The organism is Leeuwenhoekiella blandensis MED217 (assembly GCF_000152985.1).
Taxonomy (GTDB): Bacteria; Bacteroidota; Bacteroidia; order Flavobacteriales; family Flavobacteriaceae; genus Leeuwenhoekiella; species Leeuwenhoekiella blandensis.
On sequence record NZ_CH672395.1, the window covers coordinates 1,952,721 to 1,975,896 of the forward strand.

The 23,176-nt window shown below is 39.0% G+C and carries 16 protein-coding genes; all 16 read right to left on the reverse strand.

Translation table 11 applies throughout. The features are described 5' to 3' along the window. Positions 1 to 17 precede the first annotated feature (17 nt). Positions 18 to 2,102, reverse strand: coding sequence for a methylmalonyl-CoA mutase (gene scpA / locus MED217_RS08415; protein ID WP_009780079.1), 2,085 nt, complete (start codon positions 2,100 to 2,102; stop codon positions 18 to 20). Then, the gene (locus MED217_RS08420) at positions 2,095 to 3,456 is read right to left on the reverse strand and encodes a methylmalonyl-CoA mutase subunit beta (protein WP_009780080.1); all 1,362 of its coding nucleotides are present in this window, start codon (positions 3,454 to 3,456) and stop codon (positions 2,095 to 2,097) included. The genes scpA and MED217_RS08420 overlap by 8 nt, the downstream gene beginning before the upstream one ends. Continuing rightward, positions 3,449 to 3,784: an FtsB family cell division protein gene (locus MED217_RS08425; RefSeq protein WP_040532678.1), complete on the reverse strand. Its 336-nt coding sequence runs from the start codon at positions 3,782 to 3,784 to the stop codon at positions 3,449 to 3,451. The genes MED217_RS08420 and MED217_RS08425 overlap by 8 nt, the downstream gene beginning before the upstream one ends. A gap of 16 nt (positions 3,785 to 3,800) precedes the next feature. Further along, positions 3,801 to 4,409, reverse strand: coding sequence for a uridine kinase (gene udk, locus MED217_RS08430; RefSeq protein WP_009780082.1), 609 nt, complete (start codon positions 4,407 to 4,409; stop codon positions 3,801 to 3,803). 208 nt (positions 4,410 to 4,617) lie between these two features. Then, complete coding sequence (locus MED217_RS08435; RefSeq protein WP_009780083.1) at positions 4,618 to 5,031, reverse strand: DUF6691 family protein; 414 nt, start codon at positions 5,029 to 5,031, stop codon at positions 4,618 to 4,620. Beyond that, the gene (locus tag MED217_RS08440) at positions 5,031 to 5,588 is read right to left on the reverse strand and encodes a YeeE/YedE family protein (RefSeq protein ID WP_009780084.1); all 558 of its coding nucleotides are present in this window, start codon (positions 5,586 to 5,588) and stop codon (positions 5,031 to 5,033) included. Before MED217_RS08440 ends, MED217_RS08435 begins: the two co-directional genes overlap by 1 nt. Before the next feature lie 234 nt (positions 5,589 to 5,822). Further along, positions 5,823 to 7,961, reverse strand: coding sequence for a glycoside hydrolase family 97 protein (locus MED217_RS08445; RefSeq protein WP_009780085.1), 2,139 nt, complete (start codon positions 7,959 to 7,961; stop codon positions 5,823 to 5,825). 182 nt (positions 7,962 to 8,143) lie between these two features. Then, on the reverse strand, positions 8,144 to 8,509 hold the full coding sequence (locus MED217_RS08450) for a nuclear transport factor 2 family protein (protein ID WP_009780086.1): 366 nt from the start codon (positions 8,507 to 8,509) through the stop codon (positions 8,144 to 8,146). 7 nt (positions 8,510 to 8,516) lie between these two features. Next, positions 8,517 to 8,867: a DUF2200 domain-containing protein gene (locus tag MED217_RS08455; RefSeq protein WP_009780087.1), complete on the reverse strand. Its 351-nt coding sequence runs from the start codon at positions 8,865 to 8,867 to the stop codon at positions 8,517 to 8,519. Between the two features lie 31 nt (positions 8,868 to 8,898). Then, positions 8,899 to 10,224: an ATP-binding protein gene (locus MED217_RS08460; protein WP_009780088.1), complete on the reverse strand. Its 1,326-nt coding sequence runs from the start codon at positions 10,222 to 10,224 to the stop codon at positions 8,899 to 8,901. A 5-nt stretch (positions 10,225 to 10,229) separates the two neighbouring features. Then, on the reverse strand, positions 10,230 to 11,051 hold the full coding sequence (locus MED217_RS08465) for an N-acetylmuramidase domain-containing protein (RefSeq protein WP_009780089.1): 822 nt from the start codon (positions 11,049 to 11,051) through the stop codon (positions 10,230 to 10,232). Between the two features lie 36 nt (positions 11,052 to 11,087). Further along, positions 11,088 to 15,641, reverse strand: a complete 4,554-nt coding sequence (locus tag MED217_RS08470; protein WP_009780090.1) for an eCIS core domain-containing protein — start codon at positions 15,639 to 15,641, stop codon at positions 11,088 to 11,090. Positions 15,642 to 15,653: 12 nt separating this feature from the next. Beyond that, a complete protein-coding gene (locus tag MED217_RS08475) occupies positions 15,654 to 15,977 on the reverse strand; it encodes a hypothetical protein (RefSeq protein WP_009780091.1) in 324 nt (107 codons plus the stop codon). 12 nt (positions 15,978 to 15,989) lie between these two features. Continuing rightward, positions 15,990 to 16,436, reverse strand: coding sequence for a hypothetical protein (locus MED217_RS08480; protein ID WP_009780092.1), 447 nt, complete (start codon positions 16,434 to 16,436; stop codon positions 15,990 to 15,992). 10 nt (positions 16,437 to 16,446) lie between these two features. Then, positions 16,447 to 17,973 carry a contractile injection system tape measure protein gene (locus tag MED217_RS18505; RefSeq protein WP_009780093.1) on the reverse strand — a complete coding sequence of 509 codons (1,527 nt, stop codon included), beginning with the start codon at positions 17,971 to 17,973 and terminating at the stop codon, positions 16,447 to 16,449. 3 nt (positions 17,974 to 17,976) lie between these two features. After that, complete coding sequence (locus tag MED217_RS08490; protein WP_154648925.1) at positions 17,977 to 23,169, reverse strand: hypothetical protein; 5,193 nt, start codon at positions 23,167 to 23,169, stop codon at positions 17,977 to 17,979. Positions 23,170 to 23,176: the final 7 nt, after the last annotated feature.

Below are 23,176 nucleotides of genomic sequence, written 5' to 3' on the forward strand. Positions count from 1 at the left end.
TTTATTTTTAGAGGGAATCAATCTTCAAAACTCTGCAGCAAAATCTCTAAAATAGAAATTGCTGCTTCACTTATTTTGGAGCCGGGTCCAAAGACTGCAACTGCTCCTGATTTAAACAGGAACTCATAATCTTTACGCGGAATCACACCGCCCACAATGACCATAATATCGTCGCGGCCTAAGTCTTGAAGGTGTTGAATTACCTGTGGAACCAAAGTTTTATGGCCGCCGGCTAAGGAGGAGATACCAAGAATATGCACATCGTTTTCTACGGCTTGTTTAGCCACCTCTGCCGGAGTTTGAAATAACGGACTGATATCAACGTCAAAACCTACATCTGCATAACTTGTAGCTACTACTTTTGCGCCTCGGTCGTGACCATCCTGACCCATTTTTGCGATCATAATGCGCGGGCGTCTGCCTTCGAGTTTAGCAAACTTATTGGCCAGCTCTTGGGCTTTTAAAAATGTCTGATCCTGTTTTACTTCTTTACTGTACACTCCGCTAAATGATTTTATTTGTGCTTTATAACGGCCAAATACATCTTCGAGCGCTTTTGATATTTCGCCTAAAGTCGCACGTTCTCGTGCCGCTGCAACACTTAAATTTAGCAAATTCCCGTTTCCTGATGTTGCACAAGCTGTTAATTGCTTCAGGGCTTCATCAACTTTTTTCTGATCTCGTTGGGCTTTTAGGTTTGCAAGACGTTCCAATTGTTGCTCACGAACTTTAACATTATCCACCTCAAGAATAGCGAGTTCATCCTCGTGTGCTAAAGCAAATTTATTGACACCAATGATGATGTCTTTTCCGCTATCTATGCGCGCTTGCTTACGTGCTGCCGCTTCTTCAATGCGCTGCTTAGGAATGCCTTTCTCAATAGCTTTGGTCATTCCGCCTAGTTTTTCGATCTCCTCGAGATGTTCCCAGGCTTTATCTGCAATTTCCTTAGTTAGTTTTTCAACATAATGACTGCCGGCCCAAGGATCTACTGTTCGCGTAATTTCGGTTTCTTTTTGAAGGAACAGTTGTGTATTTCGCGCAATGCGTGCAGAAAAATCGGTAGGTAAGGCGATCGCTTCATCTAAGGCGTTTGTATGTAGACTTTGGGTTCCACCAAAAGCAGCCGCGGCAGCTTCAATCGTGGTGCGCGCAACATTATTAAACGGATCTTGCTCTGTAAGCGACCAGCCACTGGTTTGACAATGTGTTCTAAGCGAAAGGGATTTTTGATTCTGAGGATTGAATTGTTTTACAATTTTTGCCCAAAGCATACGGGCAGCACGCATTTTTGCGATTTCCATAAAGTGATTCATTCCTATTCCCCAGAAAAAGGAGAGGCGCGGAGCAAAATCATCGATCTTTAATCCGGCTTCAATTCCTGTGCGGATATATTCGAGACCATCTGCCAAAGTATACGCTAATTCAATATCTGCAGTGGCACCTGCTTCTTGCATATGATAGCCCGAAATCGAAATGCTGTTAAACTTGGGCATATGCTCTGAGGTATATTTAAAAATATCAGAAATGATACGCATAGAAGGGGCTGGCGGATAGATGTACGTATTCCTAACCATAAATTCCTTCAGAATATCATTCTGAATCGTGCCTTGCAATTGTTTGGATTGAACGCCTTGTTCTTCGGCTGCTACGATGTAAAATGCTAAAACAGGAAGTACCGCGCCGTTCATCGTCATCGAAACGCTCATTTTGTCCAGCGGAATCTGATCAAACAATAACTTCATATCTTCCACTGAATCTATTGCCACACCGGCTTTACCCACATCACCTTCTACGCGCTCGTGGTCGCTATCATATCCGCGATGTGTAGCCAGGTCAAAAGCTACGGAAAGCCCTTTTTGGCCGGCTTTTAAATTGCGTCGGTAAAAGGCGTTGCTTTCTTCGGCAGTAGAAAATCCTGCATATTGTCTGATCGTCCAAGGTTTACGCACATACATCGTGCTATACGGGCCACGCAAATACGGCGGAATCCCTGCCGCAAAATCCAAGTGCTCTAAAGTTTCAGTAGAAGTATTCTTTTGAACCGAATCAGATTTGAAAGTATCTTTAATACGGAGATGTTGTATATCCTTTCTACTCATCTTTCAATCTTTTTTGTTCCGCTTGTTCGGCTAAACGTTTTGGAATAATGGGTTCAATCAAAGTTTTACGTGGATTCATTTTTACAAATGGGTACAGTTCGAGTTCTGACTTCATTTTATCCTCGCTATTAATGAACGCATTGGTACCTACCAAAATCTTTTGTTGTTCATCAAAAGCTTTCTGTTCTTTTGCAGCAGAATCCTTTATTTTTTTCTGAATTTTTCCTTGTATAAGTTGGGTTACAAATCCGCCGCCGGCTTCAATTTCTTTGAATAGCGCTAAAGCCTTTTCTGCAAATTGTTTGGTGAGACTCTCGATATAATAAGTTCCGTCTGCAGGATTTTCAATTTGATCAAAGTAACTTTCGTTCTTTAAGACCAAGAGTTGGTTACGCGCGATACGCTGTCCAAATTCATTGGTTTTATGATAAATCGCATCATAAGCGGTATTGCAAATAACATCTGCAGTTCCCAGGATACCACTCATTGCTTCGGTGGTAGTGCGTAGCAGATTGGTATTATAATCATAAAGTGTTTTGTTACGTAATCCGGGAATAGCAAGAATATGGCATTGCGTATTCAGGTTGTATTCATCAGCCAGCGTAGCAAAAAGTAAGCGCAAGGCTCTGAGTTTTGCAATCTCAAAAAAGTAATTACCGCCTAAGGCAACTTTAAAGGTTATTTGTTGGTTTCTTAAAAGAGCACCGTAGTGATTGAAGTACTCATTTACGTGTGCAAGAGCATAAGCAAGTTCTTGAATACTATGGGCTCCTGCATTATGATAAAGCGTCAGGTCAACGCCTATAACGTTATCGTTTTGAGGATTTAAAAAAAGTTGCTCTAAAGCTTTATGATCCTCTTTTTGAGATGCATACCAGTTCCCTGAACGTGCTAGATTACCTAGGATGTCAAAGTTAAGATGACATTGAAATCCTTTTGAAGCTGTTTGTTGCAACAGCGCCTCATTAAAGGCAGTATCTAAAAAGCTTAAATTAAAATAGAGCGCAAGTTCCTGTTGTGGTAATTGTTCAAGGAGTTGAGCAATGTCGAACTTGTTTTCAGCTTTAAAGAGTAGGGCTTCTGCACCTTTGGTTAATGCATTTTTTGCCGTTGTAGCAGCTGTTGCAGCTTTTAAAATAAAAATCTCTTCTGCGATAGACCAGGTTTTTGGTTGGCCGGGAATAGGTAAAGCGTCAGTTTCTTCGCGGTGATAGAAGGGTTTAACCGAAATACCTTCTGCGGAATTCCAGACCAAAGTCTCGTTATATTCTGCACCATCAAGATCGTACTGGATCTTTTGTTTAAAGGCTTTTGCCGATACCGGTGAAAATTCAGAAAAAAGGGGTTTACTCATCATTTTTGGTTTTTAGGCTGTCTTCATATTCAATGATAAATAGTTCCTCGTTTTCCTTTTTCATATAATATTCTTCTCTGGCAAAACGCTCTAATTCTCGGGCGTCCTTTAGTTTATTGATCTGGTTTCGATCTGCTTTGATCTCCTGTTTGAAATAAGCTCGGTTACCTTCGAGCTTATCAATTTCATCATTCAGTTCTTTGTGAATGAACCACGAATTGGTATCAAAAAACACCATCCAAATGGTGAAGATCACCAAGATGAGCACGTATTTATTTCCCAAAATACGGAACCATTTTTTCTGACGTAGCTTTTTGAAAAAGGACACAGTTGAGCTTTTTGAATTATACCAAACGTTGATTTATAATACTACGAACGATATCTATCGCAACATTGTTATATCGGTTATAAGGTATGATAATATCTGCATATTCCTTAGTAGGTTCGATAAATTGTTGATGCATGGGTTTTAAGGTGGTCTGATAACGTGTTAGAACTTCTTCAAGGTCACGGCCACGTTCGGCAATGTCACGTTTCAATCTACGAATAAGACGCTCATCAGAATCTGCGTGAACAAAGATTTTAATGTCAAAAAGTTCGCGTATTTCAGGATGTGTTAAAATTAAAATTCCTTCTACGATAACTACTTTCCGCGGATGCGTGATCACTTTATCTTTGGTGCGGTTGTGCTTTACAAAAGAATAAACCGGCTGTTCAATAGTCTCTCCATTTCTTAGCTGATCTAAATGCGTACAGAGCAATTCAAAATCTATAGATTTGGGATGGTCAAAATTAATTTTTACACGCTCGTCATAAGAAAGGTGTGAATTATCACGGTAGTAGGAATCTTGCGAGATTACCGTTACTTCACCTTCAGGTAATTCCTGAACAATTTGATTAACCACGGTTGTTTTACCGCTCCCGGTACCACCGGCGATTCCTATGATAAGCATAACTCTGAATTTTTTGCAAAAATAGGAAACTTAGACCATAAAGAAGCTTAAAAGCATTGGGGCTTCTCTTAAAAATAGCACTCAAAGCATTTGGGTGTGCTAAGTGTTGACCAACAGCAATATAGCCTTAAAAAAGAAAACTTCTCATAAGTCCTAGCGCATTAACTAAAAACTCAAGAGAAGTCTCAAATTATCAGTTGTACTTTTTCTAATGCGGAAGTTTATTTTTGACCATTCCGTAAACAAATGTGCCCAGGAGTGCGCCAAAAATAACGATGAGTATAGAAACATAACCTGCACCTGTAAGTACATACATAGGTCCGGGGCAGGCACCTGCCAACGCCCACCCTAAACCAAACAAAACCCCGCCAATAGCGTAGCGGGAAACACTCTTATTTTTTGGCTTAAGGTGCATGTCTTTGCCGCCTATAGCCTTTATGTTGAATTTTTTGATGATCTGAACGCCAATAACGCCCAGTACCAATGCAGAACCGATGATGCCATACATATGAAAAGCACCAAACTCAAACATTTCAAAAATGCGAAACCAAGATGCAGCTTCAGATTTGTACATTAAAATACCAAAAAAGGTTCCTATAAAGAGATATACTAGCGTTTTCATTATGCAAAAATTAAGGGAAAAATAAAATGAATCATCACAAGACCACCAACAAAGAAGCCTATAACAGCAATTAGAGATGGAAGCTGTAAATTACTCAATCCGGAAATGGCATGACCCGAGGTACAACCACCTGCATAGCGCGCACCAAAACCAACAAGAAACCCTCCAATGATCAAGATCAATAGGTTTTTAGGATTACTTAAAGCTTCAATGCTGAATAATTCTGTAGGTAAGTAGGCTTCTCCAGCGCTGTTTATTCCGTATCCCTGAAGGGTAGCGACCACGTCGTCTGCGATTTCAACCGTATTATTTGAGAGATACTGTGATGCAATGAAACCACCTATTACAGCACCTATCATAACGGTCAAATTCCAGCGTTCATTTTTCCAGTTAAACTTAAAAAAATCAGCCTTTTTACCACCACCTGCAGCAGAACATAATGTTCTTAGGTTTGAGGACATTCCAAATTGTTTACCTACAAAAAGCAGCACAAACATTGTAAGGGCAATTAGCGGACCAGATACATACCAAGGCCAAGGATCATAAATCCAATTCATAGTTTAGGGGTTTAAAATTCTTTGTTCATAGTTTTAATGATGCAAATAACCTAAAACTTATAAGCTTTATACGTAACAAGTGTTACACTGGTTTATTGGTACCGCCAAAGGCTTTAATACTCCGAGGCTTGCCTGGAAGTTGAAAATTCGTTGTGGGTTAGTTCTGAGGTATTTGACTAAATAAAAAAAGCCTTTGCAAGTGCAAAGGCTTTCTATTACAACGTTTCAAAATTTTTATTCTGAATCCATCAGGCTCATAGCAAAACCGCCGCCAGCTGCCATTTGAATTGTATGTGTAGTATTTTTGGTCACTTCTTTTTCTTCAATCATATAATCTTGTGGATTGTTTTCCCAATCGGCGTCAGGACCATCTTTATAAATAAGGGCTTTATAGGTTTTATTTTCCTCTAGAAAATCAAAGTTTATCTTAAACGTTCTTGCGTTTTCATCAGTAATTCCGCCTATAAACCAATTATCAGTTTCACGCTCTTGTCTCGCAATAACAACATAATCGCCTACTTCGCCATCAAGAACTTTAGACTGTTGCCAATCAACGCCTACATCAGTAATAAATTGAAATGCCGGATGTACCTCACCATCAACCAAATAATGTTCGGGAAGGTCACACGCCATTTGAATCGGACTGTAAATCACCACATATAAACCCAACTGATGTGCAAGCGTAGTATTTACGCGATTTCCCTTTTTGTAATCATCAAACTTAATATTGAAAACACCAGGCGTAAAATCAATAGGACCAGAAAGCATTCGTGTGAAGGCGACTGTTGGCAAGTGTGCGGGTGGGTTACCACCGTCTGAGGCCCAAGCATTAAATTCTTGACCTCTCAAACCTTCGCGTGCAATAGCATTGGGATAGGTTCTGCGTTTTCCGGTCGCTTTTATAGGTTCGTGCGCGTTGACTGCAATTTCTTTTTTAGCTGTTTCGTCTAAAACTTTTTGATAATGCTTCACCATCCACTGGCCGTGGTGATATTCTCCTTTCGGAATAATTTCGCCTACATAACCTGTTTTAACCGAGTTGATATCGTTTGCCTTCATAAAGTCGTATGCAGCTTCCATCTGTTTCTCATAGGTGAGTGGTGCAGCTGACGTCTCGTGATGCATAATCACTTCAACGCCTTTATCTTTTGCATAAGCCATTACTTCGTCAAAATCATAATCAGGGTAGGGTGTAATAAAGTCGAAAACGCCTTCACGGTCGTCGGTATTGATCCATTGATCCCAACCGGTATTCCAGCCTTCAACCAATAGTCCTTGGATCCCATTTTCAGCAGCAAAATCAATATATTTTTTAGCATTCTCAGTAGTTGCACCATGTTGTGAAGAACCTTTTTCTCCCACAGTGAAGGTATTCATGTCTTGGGTGCCTTCCATATCCCAGGTAGATTTACCGATGTGCATTTCCCACCAAATACCAACGTATTTCATTGGAGTAAAATAATCTACATTACCTAAGGCATTAGGATCGTTAAGGTTTAAAATCATTTTAGACTCGATGAGATCGCCGGCTTTGTCCGCTACTTGTATCGTGCGCCAAGGTGTGTTGAAGGGTAATTTAATTTTAGCTTTTCCGCCCAAACGCTCAGAGCCTACGAGTTCGCTCACCATTTTGTTTTCAGAAGGATGTATTTTTAAAGTCATTCCTGCATAATCGGTAAGATCAGCTTCGTGAAAACTCAAATATAAACCGTCTTCCGTTTTCATAGTTACAGGGGTGTTTACTGCGTTTTCTGGAATGTATGAAGCATTCAAATCTTCATTATTTGCTTTAGAAAGTGCATCTATTTCAGAAAACTTGGTCTCATTATAAAGATGCTCGTAGATATCCCAATCTCCCGGAATCCACCAAGTTTTATGATCGCCGGTTAAAGAGAACTCCGTGTTTTCATCAGTAATTAATAGTTCATCTAGATTGTCTTGCTGCGGAAATTCATAACGAAAACCCACACCATCGTCGTACACTTTGAAATGAATATTCAATTTTCGTTGCTCAGGAGTATTTTCTTCAAGATACACGATGAGTTCATTATACTGGTTTCTCACTTCAAGTTGTTCGCCCCAAGGCATAGCCCAGGTTTCATCTAGCCCGCCGGTTTTAGCATCTATAATGCTGAAATTTTTACTCAATGTATTCAGGTCTTTAAATTCAAAACCCATAGCAGAAGTATCTATTACAGTTTTTCCGTTGTGCTTGAGCGTGTAGGAAGGCTGACCATCTTCGGTTAGTTGGAAGGTGATTTGGTTTGAATCGTTAGGGGAGGAGACCTGTAAAGTCTCAAACTTGTTTTCTTGCTCGCAGGATGATAAACTTATAATAGTAAGCAAGGCGAAGGCGTATAAAAACTTATTCATAGTTGATAATTAAAAATAAAGATGGTAAAAACTGAATGTGTCTTAGATCTAGTATCAGATAAATTTCTAATAATGAAATAAAACCCTTCAGAAAATAGGCTATTTTAATTATTTAATAAAATTTAATCGTTGAAATTGAGGTTATTGTGATTTGAAGTCGCGTTTCTAGTAATACGTTAAACTCAAAATAACCCTAATTCATTTGGAGAATTTTTTTCGACTTCCTGCCCTATATCCCACATCTCAATGACCTTATTGTTCTGGAATTTAGAAATATGTACTACTACAATTTGCATTGTTTTCTTAGTCACCAGACTATGGGTGATGACCGTATCACCATCAGCATAAATTTTTTTAACCTCAAAACCTGTGTTAGGATTTGCTTGATGATCTTCTTTCATCGCTTGAATTAAGGCATCTCGTGAACCTTCGAAGTATTGATTGTGATGGATGAAATTCTCGGACACATATTTTGAAAATGCTTTATCAATATTGCCAAAGGCAACTTCCTTTAAGAACGCAGCAGAAATAAGTTTAAGGTTGGCCATGGCTTTCCTATTTTCTAAGAATTTTGTCCATAGATTTGCCCTTTGCTAACTCATCTATGAGCTTATCTAGATAGCGTACCTTTTTCATCAAGGGGTCTTCAATATTTTCAATGCGGTGCCCGCAAATTACTCCGGTAATCTTAGAAACATTAGGGTTGAGTTGAGGCGCTTCGTCAAAGAAGGTTTCAAAATTTGTCTTTTCAGATAAAATACGCTCCAAAGCGTTTTCATCATAACCGGTTAACCAAAAGATTATTTGATCAACCTCTTCTTTGCTTCGTCCTTTCTTTTCGGCTTTTGTGATGTAGTGCGGATAAACTCCGGAGAAGGCCATTGTGTCGATTCTGTGCTTTGCCATAGTGTGCCGTATAAGTCTTAATCAAATATAGCTAAAACATCTTTTCTTCTTTTTTGTATTCGCGCTTGAGTGCTCTGAGCAAAATGTCTTTAGTAATGATCTGGGTGTTTTGATCTAAAGCTTGTAAACAACAGTAATGCATAACATTGCTAATATGCGCACCCGTAATATCGTAGGTTTTTGCAATGATCTTTAGATCGATCGCTTTTTCAAATTTGAATCCTTTGGGCAGTGCTTTTTTCCAGAGAACCAAACGTTCCTCATATTCCGGCGGTGTAAAGTGAACCAATGCCTGAAAGCGTCTGGTAAATGCTGCATCAATATTATTTTTAAAATTGGAGGCTAAAATGACGAGTCCGGGATGCTCTTCTAAACGTTGTAGAAGATAGGAAACTTCTTGGTTGGCATATTTGTCATGCGCATCGCGCACTTGAGTGCGTTTACCAAAAATAGCATCGGCTTCGTCAAAGAAAAGAATCCAGTTTTTATACTGGGCTTTGTCAAAAAGTTTAGCCAAGTTTTTTTCGGTCTCACCGATGTATTTTGAAACTACGGTTGAAAGATCGATACGGTAAACTTCGCGGTCTGTATATTTTCCCAAGAGACTTGCGGTTAACGTCTTTCCTGTTCCGGGCGGACCGTGAAAAAGTACGCGATAGCCTTGCTTAAATCTGCTTGTCGTGTGGTGTTTTTGCTGAAGCGTTTCGTTATGTTTCAACCATATTTCAAGGTCCCGAATTTCTTGTCGGGTTTCGGCATTAAGAACCAAATCATCCCAGGTAAGTTGTGTTTCGATCTTTGAAGCAGGAAACTCAATGCTTAACTCAGGTTCTGGTATGTTACCTGTAATGAGCAAAGCCGTGTATTCAGCATCTAAAATCAATGCTCCACTCATTTTGGGTTCGTTCTTTTCGGGCTTTTCTAGTTGAATGATCTTATTTGCGATAAGTTTACTATGCTTATCAAAATATTGCCAGCTTTGGACTCTCGCTTCTATATTTACCCCTGCGATGAGAAACAGTGCAGTCTCTGCAGTGGGTAAGATGCCACGGTGATTTTTGCCTTGTATTCCTCCAAGTTCGGGAAGCTCGCCACCATCAGGGTAAACTTGATTCACACAAAATTTTAGAAGTTCTGGTGAAAGGTTAGGAGCCATCACAAGTAAGAGTATTGCGATTTCTGCAGAATCTAATTCTAAGACTATGATAAGTTGTTTTAATAGCGAGTCGGGGAGGGCTTTACGATCTAATTGTGGTGCTTCGTCAAAGCTCAAATCAGGATTTCTCAATCGCCAAATTACAAGCTCTTGCAAATGCTGCATAATTGTATCAAAACCTAAACGTTGTATTGTACTCATAAGGCTTATGAGTATTTAGCATAGGCTTTTGCCAGTTTAATATCGTATTTGTTTGCAGCGTAACCGGGACCGTTATAGCCTCTGGCGAAAGCTGCCCAATTTTTTGAGCGTAAATGTTTCAGGAGTTTATTGACCTCTAAAAACTTCCCAAAAGCCGCCAGATGTTCGCGCTCGTGTTCAAACATTTTTTCTACAAATGCATCAACCGAAGTATAGCCTAAACTTTTAAAATGATAGCCCATTATTTGAAACATCCCCCAAGATGCCGAAGCTTGAGCCGAAGCTTTAAAGTCAGGATGGTCACCTAAAGCCGCAGCTTTATTCATACGGTCGTATTCTCCCAAACCGCCCACATAATAAATGCGTGTCCATTTTTTATAAAGCACATTGGCACTTTCATCAGAAACATAGTTTTTGGGATCTATTCCTTTAGCTTCTAATTGTCGCCAAAAAATATGACCTTCAAAAAGAATACGCGGTTTATCACCCACCAAAAAACCTTTACCGTTGCTCTCAATTTCATTGACAGCTTTTACCGCAGCCAACTCTAAGTCATAACGCTGCGCAAAATCAATCAGATCTTGTTCACTAAGCAATTTTGAATTTGCATCAAAAATTTGATTTTCTTGAGCCAGAAGTTTGCTCCAAGTTTTTAATCCTACGATGCCGTCAACAACCAGATTGTTTTTTTGCTGAAAGTCTTTAACAGCATTATTGGTGTCTAAGCCAAAATAGGTAGAGACGTAAACCTCATAGCCTAATTTCTGAAGGAGTTCTTCTAAAAAATATACTTCTTGACCTCGGGAGCGATAGCGTAGTGTTTTCATGGTGTTGATGGATTAGTTTTTCAGACTTTAAATTAGTTATTTTTCTTTTAAAAGCTTGTTAATTAGATCTGTATATCCCGTGTCAATACCTATGCTTTTGGTGATGTTCTTTTCTTTCTCACCAGATTCAGGATTATCTGAGTCTATAATTTTGCTATTAACTTTGTAAAGCACATTTTGAAACTGTCCAGGTTTTCCTAAGATATCATTTCTTACAAGTGTGGTAAGGTCGTTGGCCATATCTCTATTGATATTAGTTACCTGTAGTTCATTGTCTTTTTTAGCTTCTTCATTAATCATAGCTTGTAAAGCAGAACGATTTGCTTTTTCTCCTCGTATTGTAGCCTTTACAGACATATCAAAATTAGCTGTACTATGTGTCGAACTAGGGTTAGACAGAAGGTTGGCAATAGTATCTTCTTTACCTTTCATGTCTTTTGTATTATATAGGGGGGAACTTGGGTAAATATTCATTGCACTATTTTTTCCTGATCCTCCAAAGCGATCAGCGATAAGATGGGCATTGTGGAACCCTGCTTGTGCACTATCTGTTTTTCCTCTACTCCCACCAGTAGGCTTTAATTTGAGACGTTCTCCTTTTACTTGTCGTGTTTCAATTTCGTCAGGGCTGCCCTCTAAGGCCTGCGCGTAGGTAATATCTATTCTAAATTTAGGGTCAATACCTTCTTTTATTTCTTTTCCTTCATCATCATATTTTTTAGTATGATATTCGACAATATATTTTCCATTTTCTTCCCAGACTTTTTTCTCTTTTGGAATATAATTGGTGTGTTCTGGGGTACTTGAACTACTACTTGAACCTAACTTCAATTTTCCTTCTTCGTCAAATGAGAGTTTAGGGAATGCATCAGAGGCTTCTTTTCTAACAATGATCTTTTTGTTATTGCTTGAGCTAAAATGATATCCACTGGTATTAACTAATGCTTCGTGATTCTGCCCATAGACGCTTAGCTCTGTATTATTCTTTTTGAGGTATTTTTTTCCTATCTCTTGTAACATTGCGTTATCTCCGGTTCCTACAGATCCTGGTTCCACACCAATAGTTTCTAAATCACCTGCTATTGTAATAAGCTTTTGTTCTAATGCCTTTTTACATTTTTCAATTTTAGTAGCGTCAGGTGCACCCTTAGCTTCTTCCTTGTTTATTTTTCTTGTAATTGCTCTGGTTTCACTTAAATAGGTATCAATATTAGCCTCGGCAACCAATCGTTTGTTTTTTTCTTCTCCATCATCCATGGCTTGTGTTTCTTGTTTTGCTTTGAGCAATCGCTCACCTACAAGCTGCTTTTCGCTTTGAACCATGATCTCTGTTTTTCCGCCTTTTTCCTCCAGAAAAACTTTGTGCGCTTTACCATCTTTTGTTTTAAAGCGTTTTTTGATACCTAACCAGTCTACAAATTTTCCAGCAGCTGCTTTTCCTTTACGCACTAATTTTGAAAACGCCTTCTTTGCCTTAAGAATCAGTTTATCAATAGCCTTGTCTATGCGTTGACGTATGCGCTGAATGAGGTTTTGTACTTTGCGAGCGAGTCCGCTGATGCCTAACAACGAAGCTAGGAAGCCAATGATTACGGGTACGGCACGCCCCAATGCTTCTTCAATTTTAGAGGCAATAGCCCCAACGTTTCCTGAAGCCACTGCTTTTACACCTTCGATAAATGCATTGACCAAAGCCATAATTTGACTTCCCCGTTCTATAAAGAATTTGACAATGTCGATGATCATCATCGCGGCTTTGACAAAGGCACCCGCCGGACTCATCAATCCTAAAACCCACTTGATTCCGGCGTCAACTACGGTGGTAATGATCATATCCTGAATGCCTTCGATCACCGTTTCTTTTAGATCAGTGAACTGTTCTTTAATGTATTCCCAAATGCCGGCAATTCCATCGGTTCTGATGATTTGAAAAAGTTCAAAGCCCAATTCTAAAGCTTGTACTACCGGTTCACCCAGAAGTTTTACTGCTTTTTGTCGCATATAATCCCAGGTGAGCCCGAGGACTTGCATCACCAGGCTAAATATTCCTTTCAAGCTAAAAATATCTTCCGGAATTGTGATTCCCATCGGCCCTAAGGCACCGGTTAACCACGTTACTAAACCATTCATCAAGTGCGTCATGATGTTGGTACCGAAATTCAAAAAGCCTTCTTTCACACCGCGTATCAAATTCATCAAGAATCCGATAGGATCAGATATGATCGCACCTATTGCTTCTAATGCTGCACTCAATAAATTGGTGAGCATATTCTTGATATTGATGATCGTTTGAATGACGCCCATAACAGCACCCATCGCCATATCAATAAGTCCGCGATTTTCCGCTTGCATTTCTTCAATACGCGCATCTACTTCAGCAAGACTTTCCTGATATTGTTGTGCAAGAGATTCAATTAGTTCGTCTTGCTTGCTATTTACAGCATGTTCTAGGTCGTCAAACCTGCTTTGAATAGTTCCCGCGGCTTCCTCGGCGATATCCTGAAGCTCCTGAGGCTGACTTGCAACATAATCTGCAATTTGTTGTTTGCCTTCAGCAATTTTAGCTTTTGCTTCGGTGAGTTGTTGAGCGATATATTCCGCGATGCTTGTAAGCTCACTATCCATCGCCTCGATGTATTTTTCTCTTCCTTCTTCAAAAAAAGCATTGACCTCATCGGGCAAACCAGTAAATGCATCACCCACCCAAGTTACGGCACCACCTAAACCGCTGTAGCGTTCAGCTTTATAAGCATCAATTTTGCGTGCTACATAATCCTCAAATACCTTCTTGGCCTTTTCTGCTGCAGTGGTAAACTTAGATGCTACCTGTTCTTCGAGTTCGCTTAAAATTGTCTCAACTGCATTTTTTGTGCTTTCAAACAGGATGTTGATTTCTGAAGCAATGCGTTCTCGGGCAGCGCTGTTAGCAGTTGCTGTGTTTTGTTGCTCCAGTTGAGCACTTCCCAGCGAGGCAGCTCTGCTGTTATGCATAGCGTTAAGTTGGGAATTGCTGTTTTGCTGTGCAGAATTTTGTGCGGAAGTTAAACTTGCGTGCTCTGAGGCTCTAAATGCTGTCGGCGCTTGATTCGCGTGTTCACGAGCTTCATTCGTTGCGCTTAAGGCGCTATTGAAGGCAGGTTCGTTGCTGTTATGAAGCATATCGTCAGTGACTTGATTTGCCTCTAATTGCTGATCTATTTCATTTACGTTTTGTTGTAAAGGAGCCTGTACCTGACTGTCAGGACGGGGAGGAGGTGCAGCTGCGTTTGCGTTTACAGGTGCTGGTCGCTGACCTAAGGGAGCCTCAGGAATGTTAGCAACCTCACGTTGTGCCACTGAATTAGGATCTGGCGCTGTAGTGGCCGCCTGATCAATTGCTCCAGATGCTTGCTGACTCTCTGCATTGGCCATTCCAACTCCAGCTTGAGTGACCGAGTCAATATTATTATTGCTCTCAAAGTCATCAGCCTCTTCTTCATTTGCCGGAAGCTGCATTGCCTCAATACGTTCCATCAGGCGATTTTTGAAACTTACAGCATCAAAAACTCCCGGTTCTTGCGCATTCATTACCTCAACTTGATTAGCTTGAGCACCGCCCATTTGTTCATTAGCAGCACGTGGTGCAGCCAACGCACCTGCTTGAGCAGAAACGGCGGCATTGGGCGTTGTTTGAGCAGCCCTTGATCTGTTTTTAATGGATTCGGTTAATTCTTGAAAGGCTTCATTTTCTTGAGCAGAAGCAGGGTATTTAGGATCTTGATTTTTAGTTTGTTCTGAATTTTCCTGAGAATGAAATTGCTCTTTCTTTGTTGCTTCTGAATTTTGCTTCACAGGTTCTGAAATAGAATCCTGCTTTGGAACTGCTGTATCCTTTGATGAAACAGTTGCTTTTTTAGGTTTTGACGGATTGGTTGTCACCGATTTGTTAGTAGCAATTGCTCCTTGCTGAATCGCATGCGTCAATTCGTGTGCAAGCAAGCCATCACCTTCGGGTGATCCCGGCGCATATTTGCCCTCATTAAAGTAAATATCACGACCAGAAGTGAATGCCTGCGCACCAAGATCTGCACTCATTTTTTGGGCATTGGCATCGGTGTGAATACGCACATCAGACAAATTGGTACCGAAATTCTGCTCCATTCTGGTTTGCGTAGCTGGAGCCATAGGTTCGCCATTGTGCTTATTATTTTTTAACCGTTCCTGAATACTTGTAGATGGAGTGGCAGTAGTTTGCGATTTTGCTTGAAGGGTTTCTTCCTCATTTTCTTCAGTTTTAGCTTGTACTGTTTCCTCTTCTTCTTTTGCCTGAACAGTTTCTTCCTCTTCACTTTTTTTCTGAACCTGGTCTTCCTCCAGCGCTTTGAGTTGAATCCCCGGTTTTATGGTTTGTGCGAGCGGCTTCTGTTGGACTTTGGTTGCTGAATTTCCATGGGTGTTTTCAACAACTTGTTGCGCTACCGTATCTGCTTCCTGCTCATACTTATCTCCAGATTGCCCCATTTTGAGCTTTGCCTGAACTTTAAAAAAGGCAGCTTTAGAAGGTTTTTTGGTATCTGTAGACGGAGTTCTATTTTTAGCAAAAGCAGGCATAACTTAAACTTTTTACAGAATTAGGGTTACTGCTTTACTCACAATGAGTTTAATAGCGGCGTTCTTAAAAAGACCTATTTTTATCTTTGACACACCAGCTTTTTCAAGGGTTTGAATGATCAAAAGGTCTTTTTGACTTTGCAGTAAAAGTTCAAATTCTGCAGGAGTGATGGCACCTTGATTGAGTAATAAAACCCAGCGTTCTAATTTATCTTTTGACTGCTCTAAGAACAGATCAACATCGTTTTTAATAAGGCTGCTTTCTTCATCAAAGCGTTCTTTGACCAAATCAAGAATTCCCGCTTTTATCGATTTGTAGAGTTCTTTAAAATCCATAATTCAAATTTTTCACATCGTGATTAAGTCTAACAAAGCAAGCTTAGACTGTTCGTTCTTTTTATTTTCATAATTCGCCATCAGATCAAAGATCTTGGCAACTTGCGGCTTAAATTCAGCCTTAAAAGCAGTGCTTAAAGTGCCTTGTGTTTCCCATAAATCCAGAAATTGTTGGATGCTGCTTGCGTCGCTTTGCAAATACTGCCACATCTGTATGGTAATTTCATTCTTCGATTTAGCCTTTTCATAGCTTACCATCATATCAATTTTATTGATCAGTGCCTGAGCAGCGACTTTGTGTTGCTGGTATTCTTGATCTGAAACTTCAACCAGACTTAAGGCATTGGCTTTAGTCTCAAGGGTTTCAGTAAAACTGTATTGATCATAAAAAGAAGTGCCACAGCTCGATAGCAAAAAGCAGATGAGAAGGCTAGAACTTAATAATTTGAGTGTTTTCATAGCGTAGTATTTACCAGGTTACATAAATCATTTTTTTGAGCCAAGGGAGTTTTACCATAGACAGCCCCCAAGGCAATTGATCGAGTAGAATGTCTGCAGTTTGCCGCTCGATAAAGAGTTCGATTTTTTCATCGGTTGTGACCCATTTTCCAGAGCGGGTTAAAAATTGTCCGCGCAGTCCCGATGCCGTTGTATTTTTTAAGGCACTCCAATAGTTGAGTACGGTTTGAATGAGATTAAACGCTTCCTGTTTATGCTTTTCTAGCAAGACGCTTTCTTTTTTTATGGGGTACGAACTAGGAACACCACATAATTGTTTAGCGGCGCCAAGTTGCTGTTCACTTACATTTTCTTCACCTGTGGCAATAAAATGCAGTAATTGTACAACGAGATCATAATGTTCTTCAGCAATCTGTTTTTGCGGATTTAGTACACCTAATTCTTCAAATAAAATGGAGAGGAAGGGATGCAGCAAAATGAGACCGCAGTTGGGCAGAATCAAACCTTGAGATTCATCAGTTTCTACCGAATTGTTCTCGATTGATTGTTGTTGTTCAATAGTATCATCAGAATCAAGTGTTGGTCTTTGATGCTGAAATTTTACAGGAGTAGATTTCAGTCTTTTTTCGATCTCTTTTCTAGAGATATCGTTGCTTTTGTGGAAACTTATTTTTTCTGACGGCTGAAAAACCAAGGTCGCCTTTTCAAGATTTTGAAAAGAGGCTATTAAAACTGTTGGTGTAAAGCTTATATTAATTTTCAGGTTGAAAAAGTTAGAAAGACTCTGAAGCGTTTCAAGTGATAAACCGCTTTTTGATTTATAATGTTCAAAAAGCTTGATCAAGCGTCGTTCGCGTTCTAAAGCTGATAAGCGATCGTATTGAAACAGACTCGATCCTAATTCTTCAAATATGTTTTTTTCTTCAACTTTAGAGACTAAAGCGACCAAGCCATTGACTCTACTTTTCGGTATTTTTTTTAATTCGGCATAAGTACGCCAAACCGTCAACATAAATTTTGGATGCTCTGCAAATTGATATACTAATCGTTTTTGAGTTTCAGTTTTACTTAAACATTCGGTAAGTGAATGTGGCTGTGTTTCTTTTAAAAATAAAGTCAGTGCTACAAGATTCAAAGTTTCTCTTTCAGCAAAAAACCAAGGATACCTTCCATTTTCTAAGAAATAAATAAAAGCCTTATAGTTTCGCTCTTTTTCATCTTTAAACTTTTGATTATTAATTGATAAATCATTTCTATTTAAACTTAAAGTTTCAGTGGTTTCAGCGTGTATTTTATTGGTGATTTCAGATAAATTAGATTCTTTTAAAAAGTCTTTTTCAAATGCGACAGCGACTTTATCTATAGTGTAAAACTCATCTGAAGTGCCTAATACGTCAAAAGCTTTACTTAAATGCGTACTGAGTTTTTCAGTTATGAATTGGCCTATGTTTCGCTTCAAGTGCAACGCTTCCTCCATCGAGTTGCAATCAACTTCTACAAATACTTTATTGATGATATGTGTGGGTTGTGTAGTCATAGCTTAGCTTGTCCATCGCAGTAATTGATCAAAATGATTTTGATAGCGGTCTATTTTGAAATGAGCACTATACTCGCTAAGTAACGCGTACCAATTTTCATACTTAATTCCCTCAAGTATGCTTATGGCGATATCAAACTGTGGATTAAATTGGTTCTCAATCAAGTTTAAAATTGAGAAGATCAAGTCATTATCAAGAAACTGTTCGTCTCGGCAATAAATACTGAGATAAAATAATTCCTGCAGTTTGAGATATAGACTGAAATAGGGCTGGCGTTGTTCTGGTTTGTTACGGAAGATTTGCTCAGCAAGCTCAGAAAAAATTAGTTCTAATTTTTCTTTTAAACCGGTATCATAATCACCTTTGAAGAAGTCTGGCTGACTGATTAAAGTATCATAGATTTCTACGACTTTTTGACCGACACCTTTAACACTTTGATCATCAATTTGTTTCAGTGCAGTTACGATCCCTTCTTTATTGGTATTCAGTTTTTCTAGCACTTCATTTGTGCAAGTATCAGGTTCTGGATCAGGCTCGGGTGTTGGGTCTGGTTCTGGATCCGGACTATCTGTTTCTAAGGCCGGGATGGTCACATCAATATAATTGGATTCTGTACTTCCGCAAGCCTCAGTATCTGCAATGACTTTAATTTTAAACTCTTGTGTTTGTTCTTCCTGTTGCATTTCAAAAACAGGCTCAACAGTAGTTTGTATAAGTTCTTCATTAATAATCCAATTGAATTTGCTTGCATTAAAATCTGCATCTGTATTGAAATACATGATGCGATCGTAGAGATAATGTGTAAGGTTCAAATCTTGGGGCGCTTTGTGAACCGTAATATTAATTTTATCAATTCCTTTAAAAATGATTTCGTGATTCCCAATTTCAGCATTGGCAGGAATAAAATACCAACGGTCTCCTTCGTTTTGGATGCCATTAATACCTACAGATTCCAATTCAATCGTACTGTCTTCTGGAGTTATATTAAAAAAGTGCGGCTCTTCATCATTAGAACAAAAGGGACTGCCGTTGAGTCTCACCGTTATTTCATCTGGTTGATCTGTTTCTAACGCTGGAACTATAACTTCTTCATATTCAGATTCAAGTGTGCCGCAAGCTAAAGTTTTAACAACCACCTGTATTTTTAAGTGTTGCTCTCTTTCCTCTTGTGGAATTTCAAAAACAGGTTCTACCGTAGTTGCAATGAGTTCTGTATCATTAAACCAACTGAATGCTTCCGCCGGGATAGCTTCATTGACTTGTAAGACCATTACATTATCCTTTAATTCAGCCTCAAAACTTATGGTTTCCGGAGCATTATACACTTCAATGGTAATGGGATCAATTTCAGCAAAATAAATAGTGTGGTTGCCGGGACCTGCTTCGGCGGGAATAAAATACCAAGTATCATCTTCGTTGTATATCCCTTTTACGTCGTCATTTACAAGTTCAATTTCGCTTCCATCTGGAGTTATCGTAAACGGATGTTTATCTTCATCATTTGCGCAAAATGGGGCATTCTCAATACTGACTCGTATTTCTTCCGGCGTATCGATAATAACTTCTAAGGTATATTCAATGGTCGTTGAATCACACAAATCGTTAGATAGCGTGAGTGTAACCGGTATTTCATGAATAGCACTATCAATACTTTGAGGAATAGGAAGATTCACCGTTGGACGTTCGTTAGAATAGGAGCTACCGTTTATGGTCCAATTAAAGCTAAACAAATCGGTATTGAAGTTATTCAGATTTTCGATAGTGAATTGAACGGGAGGTAACGTACTTCCCGGTAAGCCACTCACGCGCTCCGGATTTGTGGTTATGCGAGCTGCTGCTTTTTTAGTTGCTGTTAGATTCGCAGTGGTCAATTGGCCATTTACCGTAAACTGAATAGTTGTATCAAAGGCATTAAGCTGATAGGGTGTAATGATAAGTTCAGTTTCTGAAAAGCGAATACCTTCAATATTTTTATTGAGCAATGCTAAAATTCCATCAGCCGGACTTTTAGTAAAACCAATCTTAATTTCAGTTTCAGCATTGGTGTCTATGCATATCCTACTTTGGTCTAGAATAAGGCTGCTGCTCGTCGCTGCGTCGGGAATGATAAAGCCTATAGGCGCACAATCTGAACAACATAAGTAAGGCAGTGCAAAATCTGCAACAACAGTGTTTCTAGGTATTTCTTTATCGTTGGAATTGCTTAAAGCACCCGTGTAAACCATAACGAAGGTTCCGCCAATGGGAACACCGGCTTTATGCTCAAGACCCGGATGTTTTCTCGCAAAGTTTGAGAAAATAAGTTCGTCAAGAATTTCTTCTTTTTTGGTCTGAATTTCATTCAGAATAATCTCTAAAGAAGATGCGGCACAGCAGTTGGCTTCAAGTCGATCTAGCATAAAGGTATAAAGCGTCTCATACCCAATATGTGTATATTCAGCTTTTGGATTGTAGAAGATCTCATTGATGATCGCGCGAGACTTTTTAGCATAAGTACACAAGTCCTGCATCGCTGCACTGAATTTTTCTTTAAGATCATCGCTTACATCATCCAGACTTTCTGGAATATAAGAACTTACGATCTGTAGCCGTGCGAGAATACCGTTAGGAATTGTAAAACCTACTTTCAACAGATTTTGCTGTTCAGGATCTATTTTGGGATAAAGTTCTTTTCGTTTAAGGTCTATGGCTTTTTCAATTTCAGTGGCGCTGCCGATAAATCCTTTATCAATAATACTGTTCATCACATAGCCAAGGTCTGTAGCTTCCTTTTTTAGATTCTCAGTAACGGTAGCATTCACCTTAGATTCTTTTACAAAGGGTGTGTAGGCCTTTACACCGGTGTTGAGTAAAACATTAAAGCTAGGTTCTGATTTCTTCTCAGTTTCCCTAATGGATGCTTTCATTAGTTTCGGCTGACTACTCACGCGTTTAATAGTATCCTTAGTGTATATTTTAGCTTCATCTGTGTTGAGCACCTCAAGTTTCTCGCCCAAAACCAAAAACGGAGTTTGATATTCATTTAATACTTCTTCAATAGAAGCTCCTTTAGCGATGCTGTTTTGTGCTTTATCTAATAATGCAATTAAGGGTTCACGATCGCTTTTATCTCGTTCAGCTAACAAATCGGCATTGATATTAAGCTTTCCTAAAATTGATATTTGGTTATTGGAGAATAAAAAATCTTTTGGTTTTTTGATTTTATCCGGGTTAACCAAGACGTCTTTATCCAATAGATCGTCGCGATCAAATTGCTCAAAAGCATAATTGTGATTACCCAGATCATCAACATTGAAACCACTAAAAAACGCTGTAATATCTTTATTAATACAGTTTTGTTCTTCGCGCCAGTTTTTTAAATCGGTATGCAGATAATTGAAATGACAATTGTATTCATCAAGATCGATATCTTCAATTTCCTGATCAATATTGATCGCTTTTACGTCAAAATTGAGTCCGTACTTTTTCTTATACTGCTCTATTTCTTTTAAAGCTTCATCGTACGCCATACCGTGAATTCCTTCGATTCTTAAAAAATCAAAACTGCTTAGATCATATTTTAAAGGTTCCTGAAAGGCGCTATGATTTGATAAATACTTTTTATGATAACTCAACTGAAAAGCCTCATTAAAGCTCTGGGTAAGTTTAAAATTCCACTGAAATACCAAATCTTCTGAAGGTGTATAGTAAAACGGAATAGCAAGCCCGTCTGAACTTGAAGAATAACTTTGGGAAGGCGTGATTTCTAAACTTACCGGAACATTGCCCTCAAATGCTTTTAAGAGTAAGAGCATTTTGTGCAATAAAAATTCTGCTTTTTTAAGAGGAAGCCTGGCAGATGAACCAACTGAAGCAGGGTAGAAGCGATGTCTGTATTTTCTTAACCTTGATCTGTCGTTAGGTTTACCTAAGATTAAATGTTTCGGAAAAGCTTCAATATCAGGACAACATTCACTTTGAATTTCTAAAAGCAATTCGCGTAGTGCATTGTAAACCGAAACCAAATCTGAAACGTGATCATATCGGTATTGCACATCAGTCATTTCATCCTCTACAACAGCATCCAGTGCTTTAATACTGGAATCCAATAATGATGAAGCATTTGTGAAATTTAAAAGTGCTCCAAAATTTTCAAGTATAGTGGTTAAAGCTTCTTGTAACTGCGGAATTACAACTCTTATTTTTTCTTCATAAGTATTTGCGAGCGCAACATAAGATTTAGTGTTAACCGTCGTTTCAAATTGAGTTTTAACACTATTTGAAGTGAAGGAACCCATTCGGTCAAAATTTCGCTCTAAGGTTTTTGCTCCCAGCGTGAGCGCAGGCTTTTTAGAAAAGTTGAAACCGCTTGTATAGTTCCCTATAATTTCTTTTTGATATTTACCGGTTAGCTGAAGGTCTTTTCTCAACTTGGATACATCTAACAAATCCATAAAATCAACCTTTATTGCCGTTTCAACCTCTTTTGCACCGCTGTTGAGTAAAACACGAGGCATTTTAATAGGCGCAAGCTTTTTATAGCTATCGAGAATATCATATTTGCGATAGATACTATCATTGGATAGCATTTGTTTCATATCTTCTTCAGCAACAAGTAAAACCCGTAATCGTTGAACTTGTTGTTCTCCTAAATTATCACAATTGGTTTCGGTACAAATGTCAGGAGTTTTAGGATAAGCTTCGAGGTAGAGCATCACCACTTTATCAGTTAAATCGAGTGTGGTGAGCGAACTATCAGTAGGTTTAGAATTTCCTTCAGAAACCAACTCGTAAAGCGGGATAGTATTTGATGAGTCGCTATCAGAAGTCCCAGCTTTAAAGGCTTTGTATCTGGCAAAATTATCATCAAAATTTCTGAAATGTGTATAGCTTACGGCTTCTTTCGCAAGGCTTTTAAAGGTGCTTGTTGATTGCGTTTCACTATCTGTGGTATTCTCTTCCGTGTTAACCAATAATTTGACTAAATCACCATCGGTAGTGATACCGCAGCCCGGAGTTATGGTAATGGTTTTATTGGCAGTATTCAAGCTTACCTCAAAACCACAAGCAATTCCCACCCCGTTAAGAAATACACGGGTTAGGCGGTGTTGATTTTCAAAGTATTCAAGAAATTCATTGAGTTGACCAGAGGTTAATACTTGGTCGTCTACAAATGTTCTATAATCTGGCGTTATTTGTTGAAGTAATGATCGCATAGCCATA